Raw genomic sequence first — 11,994 nt, 5'->3', positions numbered from 1 at the left:
AACAAAGTCTTTTGAGGTTTTCCGGTAACATGCTATACTCATTTCGGAAACCTAACTATTTATTGGAGAAAGGAAGTTCCAGACAGATGCAGCTAACTGAACTTTCCATCAAAAGTCAAAATAAGTTTGTGCAGCACTATATAGATGGAGAAAACATGTCTTCATTTTTTGATTATGATATTCATTCAGAGGACGTATGGCAAAAGCGGCTTCATGACCTGTCTTCGCAGCCGTTTGCCAGAGAAGAATTAGCGGATTATTTATCCTCCTATCACGAAAAATTTCACTCCGCCGCCATGCAGGCCTCCATCGAAAAACTGAGAGATCCAAAAAGCGCAGCGGTAGTAGGCGGCCAGCAGGCCGGTCTTTTAACGGGGCCTCTTTACACCATACATAAAATTATTTCCATTATCGTACTTGCCAGACAGCAGGAAGAGGCGTTGCAGATTCCTGTCGTTCCGATTTTCTGGGTGGCGGGTGAAGATCACGATCTGGAAGAAATCAATTTTGTGCATACGTCAACAGAGAATAAAGGTCCGGTGAAACAGAAACTGCCGCAGTCGTACTGGAAAAAAACATCGGCGGCTAAAACCGAGCTTGATCAGGAAAAATGCGCGGCTTGGATTGATGAAGTGTTCGCTGCTTTTGAGGAGACGGATCACACAAACACACTCCTTCAAAACGTGAAGCGATGTTTACGCTCATCAGAGACATTCACAGACTTTTTTGAACTGTTGATCGCCGACTTGTTTCAAGAAGAAGGCCTTATTCTGATGAATTCGGGAGATCCGGGGATTAAAAAGCTGGAAACGGGTATGTTTCAGCAGATTTTAAAACACAATCATGAGCTTGCCAAAGCCGTGTCAGACCAGCAGCGTCTTATGCGGGAAGCCGGTTATCACCCGATTATTGAATCGGACAAAGATCAGGCCAATCTGTTTTACGAACATGAGGGAGAGCGTTTCTTAATTGAAAAAGAAAACGGCGTTTTTGTCATTAAGGAGCTTGACCTGAAATGGACGAACGACGAGCTTCATACGCATATGGAAGAAAAACCGGATTGTTTCAGCAATAACGTTGTGACAAGGCCGCTCATGCAGGAGTTTCTCATCCCGACTCTGGCGTTTATCGCGGGACCGGGGGAGATCAATTATTGGGGTGAGCTGAAGCGGGCTTTCTCATTAATGGGCTTTCGCATGACGCCGGTAGTGCCGAGACTGAACATTACGTTTCTTGAGCGCCATATTGAAAAGAAGCTTTCAGAACGGAATATCCCGCTTCAGGAAGCGATCGAACACGGCACCGGACACCTGAAAGACACTTATTTTGAAGAGCAGATTCCGGAAGAGTTTTCTTCTGTAATGGAACAGGCGAAGTCGCAGATTGAAGCTGTCCATAAACGCGCAAGGGACGAAGCGCTGAAGGTCGATTCAAGCCTTGAGCCGCTCTTACAGAAGAATGCCGCCTTCATTCAAGATCAGCTCTTGTTTTTAGAACGGACGGTAACGAAAAGAATTGAAGAAAAAGAAGGTTTTGTGCTGCGTGACTATGAAAGAATCCAAAACAGCATCAGACCGCTCGGCGCTCCGCAGGAACGGATTTGGAATGTGATGTATTATCTGAACCGCTACGGTCCAAAATTCTTCACAACCTTCAAACATCTGCCATTTTCTTTTCAAAACCAACATCAGATTGTCAAACTTTGAAATAAAGTTTTAAAGAACCCTGAATAGTTCAGGGTTTTTTTTTATGTGTAAACAGTGTAAAATGAGGTTGTGGAGAGAAGTGGCGGATAGTGGTGAGTTTAGGGGAGAAAGTGGGGGTCCTTATCATGTTTATGGGTGAATACCGGCATACTGTTGATGCAAAGGGCCGCATGATCGTACCCGCAAAATTCAGAGAAGGCCTCGGTGAGCAGTTTGTGCTGACCAGAGGACTGGACCAATGCCTTTTCGGCTATCCGATGAATGAATGGAAGCTGATTGAAGAAAAGCTGAAGGCTCTGCCGCTCACCAAAAAAGACGCCCGCGCATTTACCCGATTCTTTTTTTCCGGTGCGACCGAATGCGAACTGGACAAGCAGGGAAGGGTTAATATTGCGTCATCTCTTCTGAATTACGCAAAACTGGAAAAAGAATGTGTTGTCATCGGGGTTTCCAATCGAATTGAATTGTGGAGTAAGGTAATATGGGAACAATACACAGAAGAGCAAGAAGATTCATTCGCTGAAATTGCTGAAAACATGATTGGATTTGATATATAATGGATCTTCGTGCATCACAGCAACAACTGACAATTCAATTCATTCCTGATAAAGGTGGGACCGACACAAATGTTTCAGCATAAGACAGTACTTCTTCGTGAAACCGTCGACGGTTTAAATATCAAACCGGACGGAACCTATGTGGACTGCACCCTTGGCGGCGCCGGGCACAGTACATATTTATTGCAGCAATTATCGGAAAAAGGACGCTTGATCGCCTTTGACCAAGATGACACAGCACTTGAAAACGCAAAGAAAACATTGTCCGAATACAAAGGACAGCTTATTCTGGTGAAAAGCAACTTTCGTTATTTAAAAGAGTGTTTACATGAACACGGCATTACGAGTGTCGACGGAATTCTATTTGATTTAGGAGTATCCTCTCCGCAGCTTGATACACCGGAACGGGGATTCAGCTATCATCATGACGCACCGCTGGACATGAGGATGGACCAGTCGGCCGCCCTTACGGCGAAAGAAGTCGTAAATGAATGGCGGTATGAGGACCTTGTGAGGATTTTCTTTAAATACGGAGAAGAAAAATTCAGCAAGCAGATCGCCCGAAAAATTGAAGAGGCAAGAGAAAAATCGTCTATTCAAACAACCGGCCAACTGGTCGATCTAATAAAGGACGCGATACCGGCTCCGGCAAGAAGAAGCGGAGGTCATCCGGCCAAACGTGTATTCCAAGCCATTCGAATCGCCGTAAACGACGAGCTTCAAGTATTTGAAGAGGCCCTCTTGCAAGCGATAGAGGTGCTGAAGCCGGGCGGAAGGGTGTCTGTGATCACTTTTCACTCGCTGGAAGACAGAATGTGCAAGACGACATTCAAGGAAAAATCATCACTTCCCGAACTGCCTCCGGGTCTTCCCGTGATACCGGAAGAATTTGAACCGGAATTAAAGCTGATTACGAGAAAGCCCATTACGGCATCAAAAGAGGAGCTTGAAGAAAATAACCGCGCCCGGTCAGCGAAGCTCCGCATTGCGGAGAAACGAAAATAACGGGCAGCAAATGACAACATTAAAGGAGGTCATCAGCCTATGAGCAACTTAGCTTACCAGCAGGAAAAACAACAACGGCCAGTGATAAGTCCCGAAAAAAAGGTGATTGTCAAAAAGAGGGCTTCCATTACACTCGGGGAAAAGGTGCTGCTCGTCCTGTTTGCCATTGCCGTTCTCTCCACATCAATGTTTATCGTATCAAAGGCATACGCGGCGTACCAATCCAATATTGAGGTGCAAAAACTGGAGGAGAAAGTATCTGAGAAGAATAAGCAGATCGGTGATCTCGAAAAGACGGCTGCTGACTTAAGCCAGCCGCAGCGCCTGATGGATATCGCCAAAAAGCACGGTTTGAATCTGAAAGATAAAAAAGTGAAAAACATACAGGAATGATAACCCATGCCGAAAAAAAATAAGTTTATGAACAGAGGAGCAGCGATACTCAGTATTTGTTTCGCTCTCTTTTTCTTTGTCATTCTCGGGAGAATGGCGTACATTCAATTAACCGGTAAAGCAAACGGTGTAGAACTTGCAACAAAAGCGACCGAGCAGCACGAAAAAAAGCGGACGATAGAAGCGAGCCGCGGCTCTATTCTTGACCGGAACGGCAAAGTGCTTGCAGAGGACACGGCGACATATAAACTCATTGCCGTGCTTGATAAAAAGATGACGACCGACAAGAAGCATCCTCAGCATGTCAAAGACAAAGAGAAAACGGCGGAAAAACTGGCGACCGTTATCAATCTTGATAAAAGCAAGATTCTGGACATCTTAAACAGGGATGGCGCGAAGCAGGTGGAATTCGGTTCAGCCGGCCGCGATATCTCTTATGCGAAAAAACAAAAGATCGAAAAAATGAATCTTCCGGGTATTTCTTTCTTAAGAGATACGAAGCGCTACTATCCGAACGGTGTATTTTTGTCAAATGTTCTCGGCTATGCCGATGTGAATGAAAAAACAAACGAGATACAAGGCTCTTTAGGGCTTGAAAAAATACTGAACAACTATCTGACGGAACGCGACGGATCCGTCACTTACGAAAGTGATAAATCCGGCTGGAAACTTCCGAACAGCAAAGAAAAAATCACCGCACCTAAAAACGGTGACAATGTATATTTAACCATTGATCAGAAAATTCAAACCTTTTTAGAAGACAGCATGACGAAAGTAGCGGAAAAATATAAACCGAAAAAAATTATGGCGGCTGTCGTAGAACCGAAAACAGGCAAAGTGCTTGCGATGGGGCAGCGTCCGAGTTTTGACCCGAATATCAGAAACGTCACCAATTATTACAACGACTTAGTGTCGTACGCGTATGAACCGGGATCAACGATGAAGATCTTTACGCTTGCCGCGGCGATTCAGGAAAATGTGTTTGCCGCAAACGAGAAATATAAATCAGGAACATATAAAGTGGGAGGCGGACCTGTTAAAGATTGGAACGATGGCGCCGGTTGGGGTATGACAAGCTTCCATGACGGCCTCATGAGGTCATCGAATGTTGCTTTCGCCAAACTGGCCAACGAAAAACTGGGGTTTGACCGGTTTAATGAGTACCTGCACAAATTCGGGCTCTATCAAAAAACAGGGATTGATCTGCCCGGTGAAGTATCAAGTAAAATTAACTACAAATATGATTTTGACAAAGCGTCTACTGCTTACGGCCAAGCATCGGCGATAACGCCGATCCAGCAGCTTCAGGCCGTCACGGCGATTGCCAATAACGGCAAAATGATGAAACCTTACGTCATTGATCATATTGTCGACCCCGATACGAAAAAAGTCGTCAAGCAGACAAAACCTGAGCAGGCAGGCACGCCGATTTCAGCAGATACGGCTAAAAAAGTCCGGAATCTGCTCGGAGAAGTCGTGACGTCAGACATCGGAACGGGAAAACCTTATAAAATTGAAGGATTTGACGTCGCGGGTAAAACGGGAACCGCACAAATTGCCGGGACGGGCGGATATTTAAGAGGAACGAGCAACTATGTGTTTTCATTCATGGGCATGGCGCCGAAAAATGATCCTAAGCTCGTCATCTATGTAGCCGTGCAGCAGCCGCAATTAAAAGCGGGGCAAAGCAGCTCTGATCCTGTCGCGGAAATCTTTAACCCGACGATGAAAAACAGCCTTCACTACATGAATATCGAACCGACGGAAAAAACAGATTCCGGTCAGGAAGAAACGAAAAGCCAAAAGATGCCTGACCTGACAGATAAGACGGTCAAGAGCGCTGAGAAGGAAGCGAAAAATGAACATCTCACACCGATTGTCATCGGCAGCGATGTTGCCGTAAAAGAGCAGTATCCGACAGCCGGAGAAGATGTGATCACCAATCAGAAAATCTTCTTAAAAACAGACGGAAAGATGACGATGCCGGATATGTCCGGATGGTCGAGACGGGAAGTGCTTCAATTCAGCAAAGTATCAGGCATTCACATCGATGTGAGCGGTGAAGGTTACGCTTCAAGCCAAAGTGTGAAAAAAGGCAAAGAACTGAAAGAAAATACCGTGATCAAGGTGAAATTTAAAAATCCTGATTAACGGGACAGAGAAGTCCGCGGATGCCCGCGGGCTTCTTTTTTATGCGCCGCCGTTCTATGTGTCCAAGCTGAGGCATAAATTGAAACAAGCCTAAATAAGGAGTGGACGGTCCCTTGCGCGTTTCAAATGTAACGGTTCGAAAACGTTTATTACTGGTTTTGCTTTTTGGCGTAATCATTTTTTTGATCATTGACAGCAGATTAGGCTATGTCCAATTTGTGATGGGAGAAAAGCTGACTTCATTGGCTAAGGATTCCTGGAGCCGGAATTTGCCGTTTGAGCCTGAGCGGGGAGAGATTCTTGACCGAAACGGCGTGAAGCTGGCTACTAATAAAAGCGCGCCGACCGTCTTTGTCGTACCGCGCCAGATCCAAAATCCCATCAAAACGGGCAAGCTTCTCGCGTCAGTTTTAAATATGTCGGAAGAGAAGGTCTACAAACACATTACTAAGAAAACCTCCATAGAAAAAATCTCACCCGAGGGGCGGAAAATTTCCAATAAAAAAGCGAAAGAAATCAAAGCGCTCGACTTAAAAGGGGTTTATGTGGCTGAAGACAGCATCCGCCATTATCCGTACGGAAGCTTTTTGTCCCATGTTCTCGGTTTTGCCGGTATTGATAACCAAGGCCTTCTCGGATTGGAGGCTTATTATGATGATGACTTAAAAGGTGTCAAGGGATCCGTAAAATTTTATACGGATGCCAAGGGGAAGAAAATGCCTGATGAAGCGGATGATTACACCCCTCCGAAAGACGGACTTGATATGAAACTGACGATTGACGCCAAGGTTCAGACGATTATAGAAAGAGAGCTCGACAATGCAGCGGCGAAATATAACCCGGACGGAATGATTGCGGTCGCAATGAATCCGAAAAACGGGGAAGTGCTCGGCATGTCAAGCCGTCCTGATTTTGATCCGGCTGACTATCAATCGGTGGATCCGTCCGTTTATAACCGGAACCTGCCGGTATGGAGCACATATGAACCGGGTTCGACCTTTAAGATTATTACGCTTGCGGCGGCTCTTCAAGAGCAAAAAGTAAACTTGCAAAGAGACCACTTTTATGACAAAGGGTTTGCCGAGGTCGACGGCGCCCGCCTCCGATGCTGGAAAAAGGGCGGCCACGGTTCGCAATCTTATCTTGAAGTCGTTCAAAATTCCTGCAACCCCGGGTTTGTACAGCTGGGGGAACGGCTCGGAAAACAAAAGCTGTTTCAATATATTAAGGACTTCGGCTTTGGAAAGAAAACAGGCATTGATCTGCAAGGGGAAGGAACGGGGATCTTATTTCCGCTTGACAGAGTCGGCCCGGTTGAACAGGCGACAACCGCTTTCGGACAAGGGGTTTCCGTCACGCCGATTCAGCAGGTGGCAGCCGTTTCCGCAGCAATAAACGGCGGAACGCTTTATACTCCGTTTATCGCCAAAGAGTGGGTTGATCCCGTTACGAAAAAAACCGTTAAGAAACAATCGCCGATTGCGAAAAGGCAAGTTATTTCCCAGGAAACGTCAAAGCAGATCAGATATGCTTTAGAAAGCGTCGTCGCTCAGGGAACGGGGCGGAATGCCTTCGTGGAAGGATATCGCGTCGGCGGAAAAACAGGTACCGCACAAAAGGTCAAAGACGGCAAATATCTCGAAAATAACCATATCGTCTCTTTTATCGGTTTTGCGCCGGCTGATGACCCGAGCCTTGTCGTGTATGTCGCGGTTGATAATCCGAAAGGTACGATTCAATTCGGGGGAACCGTCGCCGCGCCGATTGTCGGAAATATGATGAGAGACAGTCTGCCTGAGCTCGGCGTGAAACCGCGAAAAAATCAAATCGAGAAAAAATATCAATGGAACGACACAAAAACAATAGAGGTTCCGAATGTTGTAGGGATGTCTGTCTCTGATCTTGAGTCGCTGCTTGTCAATTTGAATATTGACTCCTCAGGAAAAGGAAGCAAAATTGTGAAACAATCACCTGCAGCCGGAACGAAAGTAAAAGAAGGCTCAAAGATCCGTGTTTACTTGAGTGAAGAATGAGTCTTTTTGAGGCAGCCGATTGTTTTCGGCTGCCTCTTATCATAAAGAGAAAAAAAGAAGATAACTTTTAAGATTAACTGGATGTATCCTTTTATTTACGCTAAAATATGAACTGTATGTTTAAAAGCCATTCTGACTTTTAAAACGGTTATCATGATAAAAGAATGAATAGAATTTCTGAGAGGTTTGATACAATGAAACTTACAAAGCTGCTTACATATTTAATGGCCGAACCTGTTCAAAATGACTTTCATGACCCTGACATAACTTCAATTGAGATGGACTCCAGGGAAGTGAGAAAAGGGAGTCTTTTTGTGTGTATAAAAGGGTATACGGTAGACGGACATGATTTTGCCCAAAAAGCCGCAGAAAACGGCGCAGCGGCCATCGTTGCCGAGAAAGAGCTTGACGTCGATGTTCCTGTCATTATTGTCCGCCGGTCACAGCGGGCGCTCAGCGTTCTTTCTGACGTGTTTTACGGGCAGCCGACAAAGCAGCTTCAGCTTATCGGCATCACCGGCACAAACGGCAAAACATCAACGACGCACATGGTTGATGAGATTTTCAAAAAAGCGGGAAGACAGACCGGTTTAATCGGAACGATGTACATTAAAATCGGAGATGAGACATTCCCGGTCAAAAATACAACGCCCGAAAGCGTCACACTGCAAAAAACGTTCAAGAAAATGAATAATGAGCATGTTGACACAGCTATTATGGAAGTGTCGTCTCACGCTCTGTCACTCGGCAGGGTTCACGGCTGCGATTATGATATCGCCGTATTCACGAACCTGACGCAGGACCATTTAGATTATCACAAGACGATGGAAGACTACAGACAGGCTAAAAGCCTCCTGTTTTCCCAGCTGGGCGGCTCCTTTAATCACGAAAAGCCGAAGCGGGCCGTTTTAAACGCAGATGACAAGGCCAGTGCTTATTTTGAAAAAGTGACGGCGGCGCACATCCTTACATACGGAATCGAGAATGATGCCGATGTCATGGCGAAACAAATCGAGATCTCTGCGCAAGGCACAAGCTTTGAACTCGTTACGCCAAAAGGAACAAAGCAGATCACGGTTTCACTCGTCGGCCGCTTCAACGTGTATAACGTACTGGCTGCAGCGGCGACAGCGATCGCAGCGGGTCTGCCGTTTGATACGATCACAAGCGCTCTTGAAGAGCTGCAAGGTGTCAGAGGCCGGTTTGAACTGGTGAATCACAATCAGCCGTTTCCTGTGGTCGTCGATTACGCGCACACGCCTGACAGTCTGGAAAACGTCCTGAATACATGCAAAGATATGACAGAGGGCAAGCTTTTCGTCGTCGTCGGCTGCGGCGGAGACCGGGACAAAACGAAACGCCCGAAAATGGCGGAAATTGCGGTGCGGATTGCCGACGAACCGATTTTCACTTCAGATAACCCGAGAAGCGAGGACCCGCTGGCCATATTAAGAGATATGGAAAGAGGGGTAGAAGGCACTTACTATCACAGTATCGCAAATCGCGAGCAGGCTATCTTTTTTGCCATTGCCAACGCGAAAAAGGGAGATGTGGTTCTGATTGCCGGGAAAGGGCATGAAACCTATCAGCAGATCGGCAATGAAACATTCGACTTTGATGACGCCGAAGTAGCGGGAAGAGCTATTGTTGAGCTGAATAAAAAGTAAAACAGGAAAGAGTGTTAGAATGAGGGAAATGAAAAGAATTACGGGGACACAATGTGAATATGATAAATACGTATGTCGTTTGAACGAAACGGGAGGAGAAAAGAGCAATGCTTGAGCAAGTGATTTTATTTACAATAATAATGGGATTTTTAATCAGTGTTCTGATATCTCCGATTCTTATCCCGTTTTTAAGACGTTTAAAATTCGGCCAAAGTATCAGGGAAGAGGGGCCGAAATCACATATGAAAAAATCAGGGACGCCGACGATGGGCGGGGTCATGATTATTGTATCCATCGCCATTACGGCGATTGTCATGACGCAGAAATTTTCGCATCTGAGCGCGGAAATGTTTCTTCTGCTGTTTGTCACGATCGGATACGGCCTGCTCGGCTTTCTGGATGACTATATTAAAGTAGTAATGAAACGGAATCTCGGATTGACGTCGAAGCAGAAATTGATCGGCCAGATCATTATTGCCATTGTATTTTACGGAGTATATCATTATTGCCATTTTTCAACCGGCATCAGGGTGCCGGGCACACATCTGTCAATCGATCTCGGCTGGGGATACTTTATCCTCGTTCTCTTTATGCTTGTCGGAGGTTCAAATGCCGTCAACCTGACAGACGGTCTGGACGGTCTCTTGTCCGGTACCGCGGCTATCGCATTCGGCGCTTTCGCCATCCTTGCGTGGAACCAGTCACAATATGACGTTGCGATTTTCTCGGTTGCCGTTGTCGGCGCCGTTCTCGGTTTTCTTGTATTCAACGCCCATCCCGCCAAGGTATTTATGGGGGATACCGGTTCGCTTGCGCTCGGAGGAGCGATCGTGACCGTTGCCATTCTGACGAAGCTTGAAATTCTGCTCGTCATTATCGGCGGAGTATTTGTTATTGAGACCTTATCTGTTATCTTACAAGTCATCAGCTTTAAAACGACAGGAAAACGAATCTTTAAGATGAGTCCGCTTCACCACCATTACGAATTGGTCGGATGGTCTGAATGGAGAGTTGTCGTCACATTCTGGACTGCGGGACTGCTGCTTGCCGTTTTAGGAATTTACATCGAGGTGTGGTTATAAGTGGAAAACGAACTTTTTTTGCAAAAACAAAACTTTCTGGTCCTCGGACTGGCGAAAAGCGGATATGCGGCTGCGTCGATTCTTCATGAAAAAGGCATTAACGTCGTCGTGAATGATCAAAAAGCCTTTGAAGAAAACGAACCTGCCCAAAGGCTTGCAGAAAGAGGAATTGAAGTCATCTGCGGTGAGCATCCGACGTCACTTTTTGATCAGCATCACATTACCATTCTGATCAAAAATCCCGGAATCCCGTATGAAAATATCATGGTGGAGGAAGCGCAAAGAAGAGGCATCCCGGTCTGGACGGAAATCGAGCTTGCGTATTATATCACCAATGCAAAATTCATCGGCATTACAGGTTCAAACGGGAAAACAACAACGACGACCCTGATTTATGAAATGCTGAAAGCTGACTCGATAAAGGCGCTGATCGCAGGGAATATCGGCACTGTCGCCAGTGAAGTGGCTTATCATGCTGATGGTGATGAATGGATCGTCACAGAGCTTTCTTCGTTCCAGCTTATGGGGACTCATGCGTTCAGACCTGAAATCGGCCTGATTTTAAATGTGTTCGACGCTCATTTGGATTACCATCACAGCCGTGAAAACTATGAAAAAGCCAAGCAGAACGTGTATCTTCATCAGCTTGAGAGTGATACGGCCATCGTGAATCAAAGCGATGAAACAGTCGTGCGGCTTGCCGAAAGCGGAAAAGCCGGCACCGTTCCGTTTTCAGTTCACCAGGAACTGTCAAGCGGCGCATTCATTAAAGACGGTATGCTGATGTTCGGCGATGAAGCGATTCTGCCTGTTGATGACATCGTACTGCCGGGCGCGCACAATTTAGAAAATATTTTAGCCGCTGTAGCCGCGGCAAAAACGGCGGGCGCGTCTAATAAAGCGATTCAGAAGGTGCTGACAAGCTTTACCGGTGTCAAACACCGTCTGCAGTATGTAACTGCGATCCAGAATCGTAGATTTTATAATGACAGCAAAGCGACGAATATTTTGGCCACAAGCAAAGCGCTCTCCGCGTTCAAAGCACCGGTTATTCTGCTTGCAGGCGGACTGGACCGCGGCAACGGTTTTGACGACCTGAAACCGTATATGGACAATGTCAAAGCGGTCCTGACGTTCGGACAGACAGCGCCGAAGATAGAAAAACTGGGCAATGAGCTGGGAATACAACATGTCAAACGTGTCGATAATGTTGAACAAGCAGTATCTGCGGCGTTTGCGCTCTCAAATGAAGGAGACGTCATCCTCTTGTCACCCGCGTGTGCAAGCTGGGATCAGTTCAAAACATTTGAAGAACGCGGTGACATGTTTATAGATGCCGTGCATATGCTTAAGTAAGGGCTTGTCTCTGTTCATCGGCAGCCCTAAATGACTTATGCTTG

The 11,994-nt window shown here is 46.1% G+C and carries 9 protein-coding genes; all 9 read left to right on the top strand.

Annotated elements, in window-relative coordinates; translation table 11 throughout:
- Nucleotides 1-86: 86 nt before the first annotated feature.
- On the top strand, nt 87-1,706 hold the full coding sequence (bshC, locus tag BZ167_RS01840; protein WP_077391917.1) for a bacillithiol biosynthesis cysteine-adding enzyme BshC: 1,620 nt from the start codon (nt 87-89) through the stop codon (nt 1,704-1,706).
- Nucleotides 1,707-1,831: 125 nt separating this feature from the next.
- Nucleotides 1,832-2,263, top strand: coding sequence for a division/cell wall cluster transcriptional repressor MraZ (mraZ, locus tag BZ167_RS01835; RefSeq protein ID WP_007409703.1), 432 nt, complete (start codon nt 1,832-1,834; stop codon nt 2,261-2,263).
- Between the two features lie 69 nt (nt 2,264-2,332).
- Entirely contained in the window at nt 2,333-3,268 is a 936-nt protein-coding gene (rsmH, locus tag BZ167_RS01830) for a 16S rRNA (cytosine(1402)-N(4))-methyltransferase RsmH (protein WP_077391916.1), read from the top strand.
- 39 nt (nt 3,269-3,307) lie between these two features.
- Complete coding sequence (gene ftsL, locus BZ167_RS01825) at nt 3,308-3,661, top strand: cell division protein FtsL (RefSeq protein WP_003154442.1); 354 nt, start codon at nt 3,308-3,310, stop codon at nt 3,659-3,661.
- A gap of 6 nt (nt 3,662-3,667) precedes the next feature.
- Nucleotides 3,668-5,812, top strand: coding sequence for a penicillin-binding protein 2B (gene pbpB, locus BZ167_RS01820; protein ID WP_015417420.1), 2,145 nt, complete (start codon nt 3,668-3,670; stop codon nt 5,810-5,812).
- Nucleotides 5,813-5,925: 113 nt separating this feature from the next.
- Nucleotides 5,926-7,845 carry a stage V sporulation protein D gene (locus BZ167_RS01815; RefSeq protein WP_003154438.1) on the top strand — a complete coding sequence of 640 codons (1,920 nt, stop codon included), beginning with the start codon at nt 5,926-5,928 and terminating at the stop codon, nt 7,843-7,845.
- 194 nt (nt 7,846-8,039) lie between these two features.
- Nucleotides 8,040-9,512 carry a UDP-N-acetylmuramoyl-L-alanyl-D-glutamate--2,6-diaminopimelate ligase gene (locus BZ167_RS01810; protein ID WP_033574594.1) on the top strand — a complete coding sequence of 491 codons (1,473 nt, stop codon included), beginning with the start codon at nt 8,040-8,042 and terminating at the stop codon, nt 9,510-9,512.
- Nucleotides 9,513-9,619: 107 nt separating this feature from the next.
- Nucleotides 9,620-10,594 (top strand): phospho-N-acetylmuramoyl-pentapeptide-transferase, encoded by a 975-nt coding sequence (mraY, locus tag BZ167_RS01805; RefSeq protein WP_007409707.1) that lies wholly within the window; start codon nt 9,620-9,622, stop codon nt 10,592-10,594.
- The gene (gene murD / locus BZ167_RS01800; protein ID WP_015417422.1) at nt 10,595-11,950 is read left to right on the top strand and encodes a UDP-N-acetylmuramoyl-L-alanine--D-glutamate ligase; all 1,356 of its coding nucleotides are present in this window, start codon (nt 10,595-10,597) and stop codon (nt 11,948-11,950) included.
- Nucleotides 11,951-11,994 lie beyond the last annotated feature (44 nt).

Source organism: Bacillus sp. 275 (assembly GCF_001999205.1).
GTDB lineage: Bacteria > Bacillota > Bacilli > Bacillales > Bacillaceae > Bacillus > Bacillus velezensis.
Note: the sequence above shows the minus strand (reverse complement) of the source record. Positions and strands in the feature narration are given on the sequence as shown.

Excerpts from the sequence above, each read along its gene's own strand:
- bshC (WP_077391917.1), top strand. The coding sequence starts at position 87 with ATGCAGCTAACTGAACTTTCCATCAAAAGTCAAAATAAGTTTGTGCAG.
- ftsL (WP_003154442.1), top strand. The coding sequence starts at position 3,308 with ATGAGCAACTTAGCTTACCAGCAGGAAAAACAACAACGGCCAGTGATA.
- pbpB (WP_015417420.1), top strand. The coding sequence starts at position 3,668 with ATGCCGAAAAAAAATAAGTTTATGAACAGAGGAGCAGCGATACTCAGT.
- rsmH (WP_077391916.1), top strand. The coding sequence starts at position 2,333 with ATGTTTCAGCATAAGACAGTACTTCTTCGTGAAACCGTCGACGGTTTA.
- BZ167_RS01810 (WP_033574594.1), top strand. The coding sequence starts at position 8,040 with ATGAAACTTACAAAGCTGCTTACATATTTAATGGCCGAACCTGTTCAA.
- mraY (WP_007409707.1), top strand. The coding sequence starts at position 9,620 with ATGCTTGAGCAAGTGATTTTATTTACAATAATAATGGGATTTTTAATC.
- mraZ (WP_007409703.1), top strand. The coding sequence starts at position 1,832 with ATGTTTATGGGTGAATACCGGCATACTGTTGATGCAAAGGGCCGCATG.